The sequence below is a fragment of the Pseudoalteromonas sp. SMS1 genome (assembly GCF_021530565.1).
Lineage (GTDB): Bacteria > Pseudomonadota > Gammaproteobacteria > Enterobacterales > Alteromonadaceae > Pseudoalteromonas.
Genome location: NZ_JAKGBI010000004.1, coordinates 150,524 through 169,275 on the forward strand (window position 1 = coordinate 150,524; position 18,752 = coordinate 169,275).

The following is an 18,752-nucleotide window of genomic DNA, read 5'->3' on the forward strand; positions in this document are numbered from 1 at the left end:
TAACTCCATGTAAAAAACCTTTGACAAAGTATATTTTACAACCAATTATTAAAACGTTCCAATCAACAAATAGTGACAAAAAGGCATAGTTTAATGTACTAAAAAACATAAAAGTGATTGGAAAAGCAAATTAAATACACATAAATTTGGAACGATACAAGGTTGCGTAAAATGACTCTAAAAAATACCAATTGGGCTTTTGAACTAAAAAGCATCACGTGCATAGTCGCTTCGGTGTTATCTATTTCTGCTCATGCGAATTCAGATCTTACCTCTGCTAATCCAGCGGCTATTTCGGCATCAGGAGAAAATGGTACATTCGAGGGCCGTACCAAGGCATTTGATAACGATAAATATAGTAAATGGCTCACATTTTCACCGTCTGGGTGGATCAGTTACCAGTTTGATCAACCTGAGCGCATCACCAATTACACAATCACCTCGGCCAATGATGTACCGAGTAGAGATCCGCAAGATTGGCAACTGCAAGGTTCTTCTGACGGTGTGAATTGGCAAACGTTGGATGTACGAAATAATCAGTCATTTAGCACTCGTCATGAAACGAAACAATTTATAGTTTCGAACCCAGCCGCATTTAAATTTGTGCGTCTACATGTTACAGCCAATGGTGGCGCAAGTATATTACAAGTTGCTGAAATAGAGATGTTTGGCTCCAGCATTGTTCCCCCGCCTAATGAGTTACCAATTTCCCACAGTAACACCTTAAACGCTGGTCAATGGCAGCATTTCGGACCATTTTCTGTCATTAATAAAGTTACCGCTACAACTTCTGGCACAGGGGATGCAGACTTATACATGCGTTTGGGTGCGCAACCATCAACTCAAGTGTTTGATTGTAGTAGTACTTCGCCGAGTGCCAATGAATCTTGTCATCTACAGGGCAACAATCTATATGTCTCTGTGTATGCGTACAATAGTACCAGCTATACGATTAATATAGATGAACAAATTACGACACCGCCAGATGGCGACTGGACAAAACCACAAGTTGATTTTATTGACGTCGATCCCCTCACGCAAGGTGCCATTTTATTCAAGCGCATTATTTCAGACCCTGCCGGTCATATGGCTAACAAGTGTATTGACGTTGCCAAGATTCTTTATCGGGATCCAGTAGAGTCCAACCGATTCAGAAATCTCAGATTCGAACTTAGAGCCAAAGATCATTGGGGCAATGAGTTTGTCGCATACAAAATGGGGCAAGATGGTTCTGGAGAAATGACGATTGTCGTAAGTACAACTCACTTGGCCAATCTTTATCGCGACAGCGGAAACTCTGATGCCGCTATCAGAGATGAAATTGACGGTATACTCTCCCATGAAGTAACTCATGGGTACAATAATTCACCATTGACACACGATAGCTATGGGGATGGCAAGGCTTTTTGGGCATATACAGAGGGGCTAGCAGATGCCGTAAGGATCGGTGAAGGCCTTCATAAAACAAGGCAGCCCAATGTCAATGACCCTAAGAAATGGCTAGGTGGTTACACGACGACGGGCTTTTTCTTACATTATGTCAGAGTGACGCATGATCCAGACTTTTTGTACAAATTTAATAAAACAGCAAAAGATTTGGGCAATTACACTTGGTCTTTTGACGCTGCATTTAGAAGCGTTTTAGGTCGGGGAGTAGACGACCTATGGCAAGAATACGCTCAGTTTATCAACAATGGGGGGCAACTCCAGTACTAACCAGTAAAAGATAATAAAGATTGTCTTTATCCCACCCACTGCGAGCCACACTGATTTTTTAATCCCCTTGTGGCTCGCTTCAATTAAAAAAGCATACCGAATCACTGTAAAACCAAAATAAATAGCCCACTTTGGAGGCATATTTTTTAGCGTATATAAACGTTCTACACTATGCTGTTGAGAGTGGTACGTTTTATTCAGTTTTACCAGCTCGAAGCAGGAGTATGAAAATCATGTCTGGCAATGCCAAGGTGCTTATAGTTGACGATGAAAAACCAGTGAGAGATATGATCTCAACCGCATTAAAACCCTTCTTTTCATGCGAACAAGCAGCTTCCGCGCAAGAAGCCTACGACATTCTTGAACATTACACGCCGCAAATTATTTTAATGGACATTAGTATGCCAGGTATCGATGGGCTTGCCGCGTGCGAAAAAATTAAGAAAGAGATTTTAACGACACATTGCGCACTATTTTTGGTGTCCGGATATAACAACTTAGATATGCGATTACGTGCATTTGACGTCGGTGCCGATGATTTCATAGCAAAGCCATTTCAAATGAAAGAGTTGGTGACCAAAGTGCAAAAGGTTGCTGAGTTTATTCACTCCCAAGCACAACTGAAAGCCAGTGAACAGGAGTCAATAACTTTAGCCCTCTCATCTATGCAGCAGGCCTCTCATTACAGTCTGGTTATGCAGTTTTTTAAATCCCTTAATCAGTGCAAAAATGAGCATCAGGTTATTAACCAATTTTTCGCGACGGTGAAACAACTCGGTTTACTGACCAGTGTGATGATCAACAAAGACGAAATGAGTTTTTATGGTCCCAGTGGCTGTGGCATTAGTCCAATAGAACAAAATATTTTTGAACTGCTTTGCACGAAAGGTCGTCTGCATGGCTTTGGCAGACGGCTGATTGTCAATGAAAAACATGTTTCCTTCCTAATAAAGAATATGCCTGAATCTCCAGAAGAAAGTGGCGCCATAAATGATATTTCGGTGGCTATAATCGAAGGCTTAGAAGCCAAACTATTGGATCTATTTCGTCAGCAAGCCATGGAGCAAATTGTCGTAGATATTACATCGGGTATCGGTGAGTTACATACGTTATCCGAGGAGTACAAATGCTTAATTCAGGATGTAATGAATGACTTGAATCAACAAATAACGTCTAGTTTTCACATCTTAGATCTTACAGAGGAGCAAGAACAGTTTATTGCCAACCTGATATCAAAAGAAGCCAAAAACCTCGGCTCTATTGAACCTAAAATTAATTTGTTGAAATCGAACTTAACCAACATTATTCAAAAAACAGACAAGTATTTTGAAATGGAGCAAAAGATCGCCCCAGAGCTTGAAACCCAATTGGATCTAAACAACACAAAACCAGAGCTATTCTGAACTCAGTACGGCGATTCGATTCAGTAGCTCCTGAGGCCGAAATGGCTTTCGGATAATGTTAGCGTACAATGTACTGTCGAAATCACTCACTTTTTCAATATCAACATAACCACTGATCATCTGCACTTTAATATGTGGGTGAAATACCTGCGCCTTTTTAACTAAACTAAACCCGTTCACATCCGGCATCAATACATCTGATATCAAAAGATCATAGTGTGTATCCTTGAGTGCAGCTAATGCATCCACCCCACACGTTTTGATATCGACAGTATGACCCACTTGACGAAGTAATTTAGCAATCACATCCGCGAGAGACGCTTCATCATCCACAACTAAAATATGGCTCGGTGTTTGATGGATATGTGCATATTGCGGCAATGTTTGCGCTCTCAACTTTGTCTTTGACTCTACGGCGGGAAAATAAATCGCAAAGGTCGTACCATCGTGATTACTTTTTACCTCAACACAGCCAAGGCTACGTTGAATAAATGCATATACTTGACTCAACCCGAGGCCAGTACCTTTGTCTCCTTTCGTCGAAAAGAAGGGATCAAAGATACTATCGAGGTTTTGCTCTGGGATCCCTTCACCAGTATCAATAATTTCACACTTGACGTGTAAGCTAGAAGACGAGTCGATTCTGTCGTTTTGATACCAATCTAGACTTGTTCGAACTGTCACGCTACCAGCATCTTCAATGGCATGAACACTGTTAATCACCAAATTCAGAATCATGTCATCAAAGTCGTGTTTATCTAGTTGCACATCAGGTAAATCTTGTGCCAACTTAAATATCAGTTTAACGTCGGGCTTTAACGACTTTTCAAGTAATTGACGACTATCTAGCAAAGCATCATTCAGTGAAAATACTTCCTTTAACGCACTCTCCTTTTTTGAGAAATTTAACAATTTTTGCGTTAAGTTTGTGGCGCGCTCCCCCGCTTTAATAATTTCCTGCACAAAACTTTTTACTTCGCTATCGAGTGAAGGCTGCATCGTGATAATGTCGCTGTACCCGAGCATAATACCGATCAAATTATTAAAATCATGTGCAATGCCACCTGTCAGTTTGCCCAGCGCATCCATCTTCATGGAGCGCCTTAACTGCTCTTCTTTCTCTTTAATATTAGTGAGGTCGACACAGTTACCTATAAATCGCCTAACACCATTTGGCATGATAGGTAGCTCACTGATGGATAAGTGCATTGGAAACTCATCCCCATTTGCCCGCTTACCAATTACTTGCCGACCAATGCCGATTACTTGCTTATGTCCTGTGGTAATGTAGTTCAATAAAAAAGAATCGTGGTGCTTGGCGAATTCCTCAGGCATCAACATCTTAACATTCTCACCGATCACGCGCTCCGCGTTATATTGAAATGCTTCCTCCGCAGCCTTGTTGAAAGTCAAAATATGACCTTTATCATTTATCGTAATGACGGGGTCCACCATAGATTGCAACACTTCATCTTTTTCTGCTTCTTTCAATTCAAGTGACTCAATTACTTCATGTAACATCGTAATGTCAGAAATAAGTGACGCATATCTTGCATGCGTACTATGCGCATCTGACAATATAAAGCTGTGCCACTCTGTCACACGCTGCGCGCCTTGTTTGTCGGCAATCGCGATCAATTGTTTTGCGCTGTGCTCATTTGAAATAGTTTGCAGTAAATAACGTTCAAGATCAGAATAAAAGTCTGCAGCCACTAATTCCGATAAGTTGTTTCCAATCAGTGAGTTATTGTCGCTGCCAAATAAAGTGGAAGCGGCTTGGTTGCAAAACACAATATTAAGAGATTGATCCCATTCTATAATTGCCATTGGTGCATGGCGTACCAACTCAGCCAACCGCCTTTGAACTTGCTGAAGCTCATAATCGGTTTTCTTTTGCACCGTAATATCTGAAATGAATCCCGCCATCGCATAATTACTTTTATTTTGCTTAATAATCGGAAACAAAGTAATCGCGCAATAATAGGTGTCACCACGAAACTTATAATGCACCTCCTCTCTGATATAGCTATCACCAGACATCACGGACTGCATCCGCTGCTCTAAAAACACCGCAATGTTTTTAGGACACGCTTTTAACAATTGCGCGGTATTGGTCACTTTAGTGTCTGAAGTCAAAAAGCGTTTGAACTGACCATTAAGGTACGCAACCTCACCCGTTTCTTGCAATAAGAATACGCTTTCAGGTAGGTTCTCGATAATTGAAAAAAGTTTACGCTCGCTCAGTTGCAGCTGTAAGGTTAATTCGAACTCTTTTTGCTGGTCTACAAATGCAATGAGGTAGCAAGACAACCCCTGCTTGGCCATTGTCAATTTAGTAATCGATAAGTTGATCGCGTGCCATTTTTTATTGTTGAGCCAAAAACTTCGGACACTTTTTCCTCTGTGGCTGTCTGCTTCTTTAGATAAGGAAACTAACTGTTTCAAATCGCAATCATGAGAAAGCTTGAATTGTTCGCAGAACTGTTTTGAGTCAGCAAGCTCTCCAGACAAACATTGCTTGGCGGTATGATTTAGATCTAAAATTGCGCCTTGTTCATCCACAATCACCACGGCATCCGTGATCCCCTCAAACAATGCCTTGAAATAATCTTTTTGTTGGCTTACCGCAACGTGACTTTTAGCCAAATCTTGAAACAATATATTGCTTCTTCTCGCCAGTTCGCTCAGCTCATCTCTGCCGCCTATATCAATAAATGTGATGCCTTTCTCTGCGTGAAAGTTATCAAAGTGCGTAAATATTTTTTGTAATCGTTTTTGGATAGAAACATGGAAAATAAAGGCCACCAGTAATGCGGTCACCAGCATTATCACGAACAGTGGCGTAAATGCGTGCATCGTTGAGTTCTTTATGTATTTCTCTGCTGATGCATAGTCGGCCATGATCAGAAGGTGCGCAGCATCTATGTACTTTGATGATCCAACGTCATTAATGGGGCCTGACATTAAAAATAAATTAGCTTGTTTATCATATAATTCTTTTGTCTGGGCGGTGGAGAGCGTATTTAAAAAGGCATCTTCATGCGCCGCATTTAACTTTACCCGTTCTAAAATTGTGATGACGTCTTGCCCAATATACTCGGGCAAAGTAGCAACAAGTACGGTTCCTTGCTTGTTGTACACCACGGCTATCTCAACATCTGAGTGAGACTTCATCAAGCTTAAATATTTTTGAATTGCATCTATTCGGTTTTCTGATGCCATAAACTCTAAAGCGGTTTGCGCTTGCACAAATAAACTCATTACTTCATCTATTCGTGTATTAAGATGACTGTCGACGGTTTGCTTGAGGGTAAATACTTGTAAAGTGGCAACTTGAGCCAATAAACCGAACACAACAACGACAAAAATCTTTAACGCGATTGGCAACCTGACAAAGTTTTTCATTGGGTACATAACAGACCCCAATAATAACCAGCGCAATCCAAATTCAAGGAGGGCTTATCAATTCGCGCGCAGGCCACTTCAAATGCATATCGTATATGGGGGAACAAAAATATACTGAGGTAGAATGAAAGGTGCACTGTGCCCCCATAAGCATTAAGATAATGCTCTGAGCATAGTACAAAGAAACGAAATCATCCTATTTATCAATTCGTAGGCGTACGCTAGTCGCGATGACAACGTACCCCACTACAAGGATAGCCTTATGGTACCAAAAGTTACTCACACCATGTAGACCAATCACACGTTACGATGCTGAAGAGCAGCACCTCGCTTGTTTACAAGCCTTAATATTTTTAAAATGTGAAAAAGCCACAATCACACTACCAACAATCGTCAAGAGTGTCTCGCCGTTTTCTCCCAATAAATCATGTCCAAAAAAAGCGGCAATGGAAAGCACCACTAAACCCGTTATCCCAAAAGAAAAAATGTGCCATTTACTGTGTGTTTTGCAACCCGATGCCAAAGCAAGGACACTTGTTAATAACACGCCCCCCAACAACAATTGATGAAACGCTTCCCCTTCTAAGAAATTTGCCGATACGAAAGGCAAAAATACAATCAACACTGGAAGTGCCAAACAATGAATTAAACACATTGTAGCCAATGCGATTGACACATTATCGCCGACAAATTGAATTTGGTTACGCAAAATTAATCTCTCCAAACACCAAAAGATATAATATAACATACTAAACAAGGCTTCATGTTTAAAATTGTGTCCTAACTTTTTCTGGGTATACGTCAGGTTTAGCAATTTCATCGGCTGAGTTGAGCAGCAAAGACAATGTCCACTTATCAATAAAAATTAATAAAAAATACATCATCTGCTCATTTTTTTATGAAATAAATTATGTAGTTAGCAGTGAGATTAAGTCCCCTTCTACAAAAAGCGCTGAGATAACGAATCTCAAAAAAACATAATATTAAAAATTTAAAACATAAATTTAACCTTAAGAAACAATTTTTCAGTAAACTACCCCCAGCTAAAATTTCAGATTACAAGGAACAATCATGAGTACGACCACAGCAGAATTGAGCGCACCAGAGGAGCAATCACACTCCCCTTTGCTCACTGGACCTATCTTTAAACAATTTTGCTTTCTGGCAATACCCACAATTTTGGGTATGGTCATAAATGGACTATATACCTTTGTCGATGCGCTGTTTATATCCCAAGGCATTGGCGCACAGGCTATGGGCGCAGTATCCGCAGTTTTTCCAATTCAAATGATACTTATTGCAATTAGTACCATGCTGGGTAGTGGCATGGCCTCTCTGGTCTCGAGGTATTTAGGCGCAAAACGTCAAAATGATGCCAATGAGGTATTTTCTGCGTCATTTATGCTCGCAATTGCCTGTGCTGCCGTGTTATGCACAATAACCTATATCAACCTCGATAGTATTTTTAGTCTGCTTGCAGTACCTAGCTCTTTGCAAGCGCAAGCGACCAGCTACATCACGCCTATTGTGATGTTTTGGGTAGTGGGATTTATTTGCAACCAAATAACCGAGGGGTTTAGAGCATCAGGTAATCCCAAAGCAATGATGCAAGTGCTTTCCACTGCATCTATTTTAAATATTTTACTAGATGCACTCTTTATATTCGTATTTGAGTGGGGCGTTGCTGGTGCGGCTTGGGCTACAATTTGCGCGCTGAGTGTTGCACTGGTAATAGCCATACAGCTGCAATTAAAAGGTGAAAGTGCAGTCAAGTTTCAACGCGACAAGCTACTTAGTCCAATCCATGTACATTTAAACATGTTGAGCTTAGGTCTACCTGTGCTACTGTCTCACGGTGGTTTTTCGGTGATCTTAGCAGTCACGGTTTACTCGATCTCTACGGTTTTTGCCCAAAACTCCGAGCCTTTAATCACAGCACATGGTATTTTGGTCCGTTGTTACATGTTTCTATTCTTGCCCATCATCGGCATGATGGTCGCGTTACAAACGCTAGCTGGCTTCAACTATGGTGCGGGTGAATTTAAACGGGTGAAAAAAGCCTATCTGGTTGCCTGCCTTATCAGTACAGTATGGGGCCTTATCGTGACCTTCATACTTTCTTTCAATGCACATTGGCTAATAGCGCTATTTACTAACGATATTCAAGTTACAAATTTAGGGAAAGACATCGCATTGATCGCCTTTGCAGGGTTTACCACTGCAGGATTCTGCATGATGTCGAGTGGATTGTTTCAAGGAATGGGCAAAGCTATCCCAGCAACTATGTTAGATGCTGCCCGCACTTATGTATTACTTTTACCGCTAATGGCTGTTCTGCCAAAACTGTACGGTTCAGAGGCATTGTGGTGGTCTTTTCCCATTGCAGACGTCATTGGCGGCCTTTTCGCACTCACCTTTTCAATTTTAACTTTGGAAAAGCTAATAAAAAAGAACTAAAAGAGGGTGAAGTTATAAAAAATTCATCTTACTTTTTACGTTGCAATTAAACAAATACCGGGCTACCTATTGTTTTTCTACTCTAGGTAACCGGTACAAACCCAAATCAAACTCTCGTTAAAAGTGCAATCTTTCACATAGAATTTTTCTCAATTTCCTGTTTCTCTAATAAAAAGCTCATCCCCCCTTAAAAACCCGTGTTTTAAGCCATTAATGCCGCTATTTCATAGTCTTAGTCAATAGCCCTAAAGAACTATCCGTTTTTTTATGCGCGCTTTATGAGCAGGTGTGTAATGCGATGAAATTCCCCCTCCACATTTCATACATATTTATCCCTAAATTGAAAACAAAAATTCATCCTTCTATCACCTTCTGTGCACACTTATTTATTCGCAAAAATAAAACTAAATAAAAATCTGCAATAGAGTAAATGCACATATTGCAATAATAAAAACAATTAAAGATTTATTTCAGACCGAAAATATCATTATTTTAATAACATTTAGCTGATCTATGTTAATTATAAGGAACAACAGTGGTATCATTTAATAAAACGCATACTGCGGGTTTGAATTATCGTAATCGATTGATTTTAGGGAATACGAATTTAATTTCATCGTGAACCAGTGAATAAACCGGCTTAAAAGTGACATTTGATATTTAATTAATGTTAATTATTAATGAAGTTTCATTTAAAGCTATAAGTTTTTAGGAAAACTCAAGGAAATATGGAACATGGCGATTAGAGAAAACACAATCTCGATCATAGGTGCTGGAATATCAGGCATTATTTGCGCGCTTACTTTAGCAAAATCAAAAGCATGCAAAAACAGTTCAATCAAGGTTTATGAACACAAAAAACGAGTCGGCGGTCGTGCACATGCAGTTAAAGTCAATGATCACTTTGTAGACCTTGGCGCTGGCCGCTTTTCCTCCCAGCTCCACCACAATGTCAAGGAGCAAGTCACATCTTTGAACTTGCAATATGAAACATTCCCTTTTACACAACTAAAGCGTCCTCAAGCATTGCATAAAAGTTTAAAGAGCATTTTAAAGAATTTGAAACCTCTGTGTGATGAGCACCCTAATGACTCTTTTGAAGAGTTTTTGACGATTTATGTGGGCAGGCATCAAGCGAGAGAAATGATAAATGCACTTGGATATGATTCGCTATCTTTGCCTAATATATCTCCCCATATCGCTTTTGACATCATAGAGAAGCATCCTGAAATTCAGGGCTTTTCTGAAAATGCAGGGTACGAATGGTTTAATTTAAAAGAGGGCTTTTCGGCACTCACAGAGGGACTATATGAAGAAGCGCTAGCGCATGGCGTTGAATTCCATTTCGGATATGAGTTAGCCAGTATAGATACCAATCACTCCAAACCCTCTCTAAGGCTTATCAAAGACGGTCAATCTGAGCTGACGATATCCGAGGGGGAGATGATCTTAACCTTTCCACCAACCGCTATGAAAAAGTTGAACTGCGGTTTCCCCCATGATTGGAGTGATTATACCTACGGTTCTATTCCTCTTTTTAAAGGCTTTTTGTTTTTTGATACGCCTTGGTGGCAAGAGTTAGATTTAGCAGACCATGTTGTTATTACTAATAACCCTATGCGCAAATTGTATTTCAAGGACAATCGGTATGTATTTTTTTATACCGACAGCGACTACGCAGACTTTTGGCGAGATACAACGTTACGCGGAGAAGCACATTACCTCAGTACCGTTAAAACACTCATGGCAGAAGCATTGCGTTGTCATGAAAGTCAATTGCCAGATCCCCTGACACATACTTACAAGCATTGGACTCATGGCGTTGAATTTTCACAAGAGTGTTGTCCCAATCACCCAATGACGTTAATCCATAAAAAGTCACATATTATCTCTGCTAGTGATGCCTACACACCACATTGTGGCTGGATGGAAGGTGGCATTATGGCCGGGAGAAGCGCGGCTCAAACCTTGTTGGATAGACTGGAAATAGAGCAACCACAACAACAAAGAATTGAAGAATTGGCACACGTTTAATTGTCATCAATTCAGTACAGACTAAAGAAAAGTAACTAGGAAGTTTGAAAAAAATGAGTATTCTCGATTTTCCCCGAGTTCATTTTAAAGGGATTGCCCGTGTTAATGTCCCAACAGCGAATCGTAATATCAACAATACCTTGGATATTACGAACAACATGGCGATCATGGATGGTGCCCCTTACGACGTGTCACAGCCACCATCCCGATTTCATGACTACCTCAATGAAATGGAGCCAAAGTTTAATGCGCAAGGAATAGCGGATGAATCCGGACCGTTTAACCTCGCAGCGGGATACAACATGCGAGGCAATAACCATTTTAGTTGGGAAAATACACTGATTACCAGCGTTCAACTTAAACCTGGTGAATACATTACTAATGATAAATTAGTTGGAAGTAAACTCTCCCTATGGGGACATTACAACGAATACCTTAGGACTTCTTTTAATCGTGCACGATGGGTGGATAGTGACCCTACGAGACGAGACTCTGCGCTCATTTACGCCGGTCAACTAACCATTACAGATCCTAAGGCTTCTGCGAACACAACACATATATTGTCCGCAGATATCGATTGCACACATGGCGTTCGATGGATGAATAAAAGTTACATCGTTCAGCCCGTTTCTCACTTTATGTATGAAGAAATGAGTGAAGCGAGGCTCTTTCAATTTTCAATCAGAAAAGACAGCGATGCGTTTTTATTTAATCAATTAGGCCTAGAATCCGCGCTCCTCGATACGTTAAAAGAAGCACTGGCTGACCCTGATGTACTCGGTCTAACTGTACAATATTGTGTGAGTAACTTATCACCTCCAGTTGCCCCCAATATGCCCGTATTTTGTGACCTACATGGCACAATCGGCCTATGGCGTAACGAGGATATGATGACCTCTCCCACGGGTCGAATCTTACGGCCGGACAATAGCGAGCAGTATGCCCCTATCGCAATTTCTATTGGCGAAGACTGGCTAAGCCTGAATGCCGCCATCGGTATTCCACATAATAATTATGAGGAGGCGCTGCCAGTCAGTAATGGCATGCCACCTAAGCTGAGCGCTAAGGTCAACCTGGGTAATCTGTACTTAAAGTCGAACAATGGACAAATCATCGCAACCATCACTGAACAAGACTATCTCAACAATGACGTAAATTCAGGTGTGATTGATATTCCTCTACAGCAACTTGATGAACAGTATCATTTGCAATCTTTGCGGCTTTGTTCCGCAATGCATACCTGGTACGAAAGTGACTGGCACATTCAAGCTGAAAAGCATATTTTTTCGATGGAAAGCCCAAACCACCTAAAAGGTGAGAAAAGCACTGTTGCTGTGTCTATACGCAGCTATTTTCATGGTAAACCAATGGCAATAACAAAATTGGCATCGCATGTTCGAGATAGTCATACACTTAGCTGCGACCAGTATATCAACACCGATCTCGATGGTAGAGGCACCCTGACCATTGAAAGCCTTAAACCCGGTAGCACCGAGTTGTTTTTAGGGGAGTATCACAATCCTGTTTTAGTACGTGTGTTACCCAGTGACTGGGAATTAATGGATACGCCTACAGAACAAGTTGATTACGACTACTTGTATAAGCACGTCATGGCATACTACGAGCTCTTCTACCCCTTCATGACTGAGGCCGTCTTCAGCATGGCTGACAAGTGCAAATGTGAGACCTATGCTCGACTGATGTGGCAAATGTGCGATCCGCGTAATCGAGACAAAAGTTACTACATGCCAAGCACGCGAGAAATGCCACAAGCCCATGCTCAGCTATTTCTGAAATACCTTTGCAACGTTGAACAATCAGCGATGCCGAAAGTCCTGCCGCCTCAGGCGCCACAATTTCACGCTAAGGGAAATATTAAAAACAAGTCGCAACTGATAAAAGCTCTGCGAGATGCTGTGGATCTGGAGCTCTCAATTATGCTTCAGTACTTATACAGTGCCTACTCTTTACCCAACTATGGTGTCGGTGAACACTTCGTTAGCACGCAAAGGTGGACCCAAGCCCAATTGGAGCTTGTCAATGGTACCGAAGACAGACGCCGTAATAGTGGCTGGCGTGGTGCTTTACTCGAAATTGCTCACGAAGAAATGATCCATTATTTGGTCGTCAACAATCTTTTGATGGCATTAGGCGAAGCATTTTATCCTGGACAGCCCGTGCTCGGCGAAGCCGCAAAAGACAAATTTGGCCTTGATACAGAGTTTTCATTCGAACCATTTTCTGAGCATGTCATTGCAAAATTCGTGCGCTTTGAATGGCCTGCGTTTTTTCCAACAGTGGGTAAGTCAATCGCCGATTTTTATCACGACATTACTTTGGCCATTAAGGAGTTGCCAGATCTATTCTCAGCTGAGAAAGTGAATTTAGGCGGCGAACACCACTTATTTCTCAACGAAATAATCAACCGCGAATACCCTGGCTACCAATTCGAAGTGTATGACAGAGAAACGGCGATTTTTGCAATTAATTTTGTCACCGAACAAGGCGAAGGAGTATCTGCAGATTCAGAACAATTTGAAGTGAGTCATTTCAATCGGCTGCGCACCATTTCAAAGACCCTGACCAACAGTGATATCCCCTTTGAGCCCGCGTATCCGGTGTTGAAAAACCCTGTTTTTGAAGCACGCAATGGCTGCAATCTCGTCACAGATCCTGAAGCTAAGGAGCTTATGGCCTTTTACAAAGGCTGCCACGAGCTAATGTTTCAGCTAATGATGCAACATTTTGCTGTCAAACCACTTGGTAGTATGCGTCGCTCACGATTAATGAATGGTGCCATTGATTTGATGACGGGGATTTTAAGACCACTGTCCGTACAATTAATGAGTCTCCCGTCAGGTATACCTGGACGTAATGCCGGCCCGCCAGTACCAGAGGCTATCTCAGCAGACGTCTTCGACGATTTAGAACAAGGATGCATGGCCATATCTCGGCGATGCGAAGAGTTGGTTAGCATGGCTAAAAATATGGTGTCTGCCATGCCACCGCAAACACAAATTGAGTTATTAGAGTTTTTTCAAAATCAGATGCACGAAATCGCAACTGGCAAACTTTCAAGGGAAGCGTAAATATGAAGAAGATAATTGTCATTGGCGGCGGTTTAGCCGGTGGCTTAACAGCCATTTACTTAGCAAAACGCGGATATGAAGTTCACATTATAGAAAAACGCGGTAATCCTTTGCTGAGCCAAGCAGATTATATTGACCAAGTCAGCTCACGTGCTATTGGTGTAAGCATGACGGTTAGAGGGATAGAAGCGGTCGTTGCTGCGGGTATTCCATTGGCTGAGTTACAAGCGTGTGGCGTTGAAGTGTCGGGCATGTCGTTTTTCATTAAGGGTGAGCCTAAAACACGGGAGCTTCCGCCACTTGACAAGCTTAAACCACTGTCGCTCAGCCGCAGTGCATTTCAGGTACTTCTCAACAAATATGCTGAGCAAGCAGGTGTCCATTATCACTACGATCAACGGTGTATAGAAGTGGACCTAGATGGCTGCAGTTTGATGACTAAAGATGGCGAAGGTAACTTTATCACTCACAAAGGTGACTTGCTTATCGGTGCCGATGGCGCGCGCTCATGTTTGCGCGAAGCTATGCAGTCACACTGTCGACGCTTTGAGTTCCACCAGTCATTTTTCAAACATGGTTACAAAACACTAGTCGTGCCAGATGCGTCAAGAGTTGGTTTACGCAAAGACTTACTGTATTTCTTTGGCATGGACTCAGGTGGCCAATTTGCAGGACGCGCAGCCACGATCCCTGATGGCAGTATCAGCTTTGCCGTTTGCTTACCTTATACCGGCCAAGTGAGCTTGCACAGTGATGATAGAACGGCAATGAAAGCATTTTTCGATCAGTACTACCCCATGGTGCCAGAGGATATTCGCCAAGATATGTTTGAGCAGTTTATGGTTAAACCGAGCAATGATTTGATCAATGTCCGTTCTTCAACTTTCCATTACAAGCACACTGCCCTACTCATTGGTGATTCAGCCCATGCTACTGCTCCTTTCCTTGGTCAAGGGATGAATATGGCACTGGAAGACGCTTTTGTTCTAGACCAACTATTCGCTCAATATGGTGACGATTTTGAGAAGGTTCTCCAAGAATTTACGGAGCAACGTAAAAAAGAAGCCGATGCAATGCAAGATATGGCACGAGCAAATTACGAAGTACTCAGTTGTTCAGATCCTATTTTCTTTATGCGCGCGCGCTTTGCACGCTACATGAACCAAAAGTTCCCAGACCATTATCCACCAGATATGGCAGAAAAATTATATTTTACTTCAATGCGTTACAGTGAGTTAAGAGACAAGCAAGAAAAGCAAAATGTTTGGTACAAAATAGGGAGAATGAATTAATGAAGATTTTAGTGATTGGTGCAGGCCCTTCTGGCCTAATGTTTGCGAGCGAAACAAAAAAACTGAAACCTGAGTGGGATATTAAAATTATCGAAAAAAACCACCCAGATGATAATGTCGTCGGTTGGGGCGTTGTCTTACCAGGACGCGCACCACACCATCCAGCTAACCCACTCTCTTATTTAGAGAACCATGAGATTTTAGACGCGCAGTATCTAGAAGACTTTAAACTGACTCACCACAACCAAAGTGCGATGAAAAGTACGGGTGTCACTCTTTGTGGCGCTGAACGTAAATCAATGGTCAGAGAGCTACGTCAAATGTGTATCGGTTTGGGCATAAACATTGAGTATGAACAACCTGTGCTCAGTGACGCTGAGCTCACCTGTAATGACTATGATTTAGTGGTTGTATCGAATGGCTTAAATCACACAACGACTTACTATCGTGACGCACTGAAACCTAAAGTAGAATTCGGCAAGAATCGTTACATGTGGTACGGCACAACAAAAACTTTTGATGCCATGAACTTGATCTTCAAAGCCCATTCTAAAGGGGTGTTTGTTGCACACTCTTATAAATACTCAAGTAAGATGAGTACCTTTGTGGTCGAGTGTAGTGAAGAAACTTATCAAAAGTCTGGCTTAGATGAAATGACGACAGAAGACGCAGAACGCTTTATTGCTTCAGTATTCGAAGATGAATTAGAAGGTAAAGCGGTTATCGCACAAGAAGGATTAAAATGGCGTAACTTCATGACATTAAGCCATGAGAAAGCATTTGATGGCAATGTCGCTCTATTAGGTGACGCTCTGCAGTCTGGGCACTTCTCGATTGGTCATGGCACAACGATGGCGGTTGTAGGTGCACAGATCCTTGTAAAGGCTGTTTATGATAACCCGGATAATGTGTCGGCAGCACTTGCGGACTTTAATCAGCACGTTATGCCTATCATGCAGCTGTTTGATCAGCATGCAACAGTCAGCCGTTTATGGTTTGAATCAGTTGAAGATCGCATGCATTTATCAACTGGCGAAGTTGCACAAGGCTTTGCTGAACGACGCGGTCAATTGCCTCCATTGCCAGCAGCACTTGGCCAGGCGCTAGAAAGAGCATTAGATCGTGGAGAAAAGTAACATGGATCTAAACAAAGAAATAACCCCGCCCATTTTGCCTTTACAATGGAGCAGCAGTTACATTTCTTACTGGTCACCGATGCAGCCTGAAGACCATATCACATCAGGCTACTGCTGGTTTGATTACAGTAAAAATGTATGTCGCATAGACGGCTTATTTAACCCATGGAGTGAAGAAAAAACGGGTCACAGACTGTGGATGTCAGAAATTATGTACCCAGGCACCAATGAGTCTTTTAAATCAAAAGTTGCCTACTCACGTGAGCACATGGATAAACAAAGTGAGTTCTCAGGCAATGTGTTAAATGATGAAATTGACCCATGTCATGAGTTAATTTTAATGCAGGATGTACTACAAAAATGCAATGCGCAATATCAAGGCACATGTGATGTTTTGGGCTTTACAGCTGATATTTGGCATTTTCAAAGACCAAAGAGTAAAGGCCCTGCAACATATTATTTAAAAGCAGGTACGAACGAGTTGCTGAGGATGGTGACAGGCGACCCCAATGTCATGGCGTCTGTGAGAGATTTCCCTAACTTCAACACTAGAGAAATTGACCCTGAACTCTTTAAGCATGACCCCTTAAAGCAAGGGTAAAAATACCAAGTAGCATTGGGAATGAGGCGTGCCAGTCACAACATATATAGGTGTTGTGGCTGGTCACATTACATCACAGTCAGCCTTTCAAAACACCGTTAATCCAAACGCTGCTTTTACGCGACTCAATACCTGTTGCGACTGTTGATTTGCTTTTTGCGTCCCCGCCTTTAAAATTTGCTGTAATTGGGCTAAGTCAGATAAATACATTGCTCGCTTCACACGAATAGGCATAATAAGATTTATCAAACAATCTGCTAAGATCCCCTTCAGTTTGCTGTCTCCGAGACCGCCACGACGATAGTGCGCTTTCAATGCCGAGACATACGCTTTGTCTTCATGAAATGCATCTAGATAGGTAAAAACCACATTGCCTTCAACTTGTCCCGGATCCTCAACACGAATATGGTTCGGATCGGTATACATTGCGCGTACCGCTTTAACAATTTCATCATCACTGCTCCCAAAAGTGATTACGTTACCGAGTGATTTGGACATTTTAGCTTTACCATCAACCCCAGGGAGCCGTGAGACATCACTCAACAATGGCTTGGCCTCCACCAAGACTTGCTGCTGAGCAACACTATTGAGCTTACGCACAATTTCATTCGTAAGTTCTAACATAGGCAGCTGATCTTCACCTACGGGTACTAGCGTCGCGTCAAATGCAGTTATGTCAGCGGCTTGACTGATTGGGTAGCTTAAGAACCCGGCAGGGATGGATGCACCAAAATTCTTACTGGCGATTTCCGCTTTAACGGTCGGGTTTCGCTCCAATCGAGACACGCTTACTAGGTTGGCATAAAACATACTGAGCTCAGCCAGAGCAGGTAGCGCTGATTGTAGACAAATCGTGGTCTCATCAGGGTCAATACCAACAGCTAAGTAATCTGCCATGACATTAAAAATATTGTCAGCCACCTTCTGAGGATTGTGGCCATTGTCGGTAAGCCCTTGCATATCCGCAATTAAAATCGTCTGGTTGTGCTGTGATTGTAATGAAATTCGATGTTTTAAAGAACCGACGTAGTGGCCTAAATGTAAAGGTCCTGTCGGCCTGTCACCGGTAAGAATGGTATGTTTCATTGCTGTCTCCTTGTTTAGTTTGCTACCGAAAGAGACAGATGCTGTGTCAACTATTACCCTTCCGGCAGCAGTTGAACACATGCATTCAAGCGCCGCTCTAATTAGAGCGCCACCAAGAAAAAGTGATGTGTAAATAATTTGATAAAATAGTCATAACAAACAGAAATTAACATAGCCTTTTATATCCATCAAGTCTAATTTTCACACTAAGACCATCGTATAACAGCGCATTGCGATTAAAATGAAAAATACAAAAGGTGCATTCACTTCACATTACAAAAATGATAGAAATTCATCCGCATGAAATTTATTCAATCAAAATTTAACACCAAGAAAAAACAAAAATACCAATTACAAAACAACAACATAAACTAGAGTAAAATACTACACCCAAGCTTGAGAACGCCAAATTAACGCACAAAACTTGAATACAAATATTTATCATTTGCATATAAATTCACAAAAAGATAAGTTGAAAGGCCTGCTTAAAAAATGTGTAGCTCACCGTGTCGACAAGGCACACAGTGGGCACA

General features: G+C 41.7%; 11 protein-coding genes. 8 read left to right on the forward strand and 3 right to left on the reverse strand.

From position 1 onward, the window contains the following. Nucleotides 1-171 precede the first annotated feature (171 nt). Nucleotides 172-1,716, forward strand: a complete 1,545-nt coding sequence (locus tag L1286_RS06340; protein ID WP_235406067.1) for a basic secretory protein-like protein — start codon at nt 172-174, stop codon at nt 1,714-1,716. A 224-nt stretch (nt 1,717-1,940) separates the two neighbouring features. After that, on the forward strand, nt 1,941-3,119 hold the full coding sequence (locus L1286_RS06345; RefSeq protein WP_235406068.1) for a response regulator: 1,179 nt from the start codon (nt 1,941-1,943) through the stop codon (nt 3,117-3,119). On the opposite strand, the gene L1286_RS06350 is transcribed toward L1286_RS06345, so the two are convergent. Both L1286_RS06350 and L1286_RS06355 read right to left on the reverse strand, forming a co-directional pair. Further along, on the reverse strand, nt 3,111-6,533 hold the full coding sequence (locus L1286_RS06350) for a PAS domain S-box protein (RefSeq protein ID WP_235406069.1): 3,423 nt from the start codon (nt 6,531-6,533) through the stop codon (nt 3,111-3,113). The two genes, L1286_RS06345 and L1286_RS06350, sit on opposite strands and share 9 nt — an antisense overlap. A 295-nt stretch (nt 6,534-6,828) precedes the next feature. Further along, entirely contained in the window at nt 6,829-7,233 is a 405-nt protein-coding gene (locus L1286_RS06355; RefSeq protein WP_235406070.1) for a MerC domain-containing protein, read from the reverse strand. A 362-nt stretch (nt 7,234-7,595) separates the two neighbouring features. Between L1286_RS06355 and L1286_RS06360 the strand changes: the two genes are divergently transcribed. From L1286_RS06360 to vioE, 6 genes are all read left to right on the forward strand, one after another. After that, complete coding sequence (locus tag L1286_RS06360) at nt 7,596-8,981, forward strand: MATE family efflux transporter (RefSeq protein ID WP_235406071.1); 1,386 nt, start codon at nt 7,596-7,598, stop codon at nt 8,979-8,981. A gap of 735 nt (nt 8,982-9,716) precedes the next feature. Next, nucleotides 9,717-11,015, forward strand: a complete 1,299-nt coding sequence (locus tag L1286_RS06365; RefSeq protein WP_235406072.1) for an FAD-dependent oxidoreductase — start codon at nt 9,717-9,719, stop codon at nt 11,013-11,015. Nucleotides 11,016-11,068: 53 nt separating this feature from the next. Further along, entirely contained in the window at nt 11,069-14,104 is a 3,036-nt protein-coding gene (vioB, locus tag L1286_RS06370; protein ID WP_235406073.1) for an iminophenyl-pyruvate dimer synthase VioB, read from the forward strand. A 2-nt stretch (nt 14,105-14,106) separates the two neighbouring features. Next, nucleotides 14,107-15,396, forward strand: a complete 1,290-nt coding sequence (locus tag L1286_RS06375) for an FAD-dependent oxidoreductase (protein WP_235406074.1) — start codon at nt 14,107-14,109, stop codon at nt 15,394-15,396. Further along, nucleotides 15,396-16,532, forward strand: a complete 1,137-nt coding sequence (locus L1286_RS06380; RefSeq protein WP_235406075.1) for a tryptophan hydroxylase — start codon at nt 15,396-15,398, stop codon at nt 16,530-16,532. Before L1286_RS06375 ends, L1286_RS06380 begins: the two co-directional genes overlap by 1 nt. Before the next feature lies 1 nt (nt 16,533). After that, nucleotides 16,534-17,133 (forward strand): violacein biosynthesis enzyme VioE, encoded by a 600-nt coding sequence (gene vioE / locus L1286_RS06385; RefSeq protein ID WP_235406076.1) that lies wholly within the window; start codon nt 16,534-16,536, stop codon nt 17,131-17,133. Between the two features lie 87 nt (nt 17,134-17,220). Here vioE and trpS read toward each other — a convergent pair whose 3' ends face one another. Continuing rightward, on the reverse strand, nt 17,221-18,219 hold the full coding sequence (trpS, locus tag L1286_RS06390) for a tryptophan--tRNA ligase (protein WP_235406077.1): 999 nt from the start codon (nt 18,217-18,219) through the stop codon (nt 17,221-17,223). Between the last annotated feature and the right edge of the window lie 533 nt (nt 18,220-18,752).

Bases quoted from the DNA above. Each gene is read 5' to 3' on its own strand.
- L1286_RS06340 (WP_235406067.1), top strand. From the start codon at position 172: ATGACTCTAAAAAATACCAATTGGGCTTTTGAACTAAAAAGCATCACG.
- L1286_RS06345 (WP_235406068.1), top strand. From the start codon at position 1,941: ATGAAAATCATGTCTGGCAATGCCAAGGTGCTTATAGTTGACGATGAA.
- L1286_RS06350 (WP_235406069.1), bottom strand. From the start codon at position 6,533: ATGTACCCAATGAAAAACTTTGTCAGGTTGCCAATCGCGTTAAAGATT.
- L1286_RS06360 (WP_235406071.1), top strand. From the start codon at position 7,596: ATGAGTACGACCACAGCAGAATTGAGCGCACCAGAGGAGCAATCACAC.
- L1286_RS06365 (WP_235406072.1), top strand. From the start codon at position 9,717: ATGGCGATTAGAGAAAACACAATCTCGATCATAGGTGCTGGAATATCA.
- vioB (WP_235406073.1), top strand. From the start codon at position 11,069: ATGAGTATTCTCGATTTTCCCCGAGTTCATTTTAAAGGGATTGCCCGT.
- L1286_RS06375 (WP_235406074.1), top strand. From the start codon at position 14,107: ATGAAGAAGATAATTGTCATTGGCGGCGGTTTAGCCGGTGGCTTAACA.
- L1286_RS06380 (WP_235406075.1), top strand. From the start codon at position 15,396: ATGAAGATTTTAGTGATTGGTGCAGGCCCTTCTGGCCTAATGTTTGCG.
- vioE (WP_235406076.1), top strand. From the start codon at position 16,534: ATGGATCTAAACAAAGAAATAACCCCGCCCATTTTGCCTTTACAATGG.
- trpS (WP_235406077.1), bottom strand. From the start codon at position 18,219: ATGAAACATACCATTCTTACCGGTGACAGGCCGACAGGACCTTTACAT.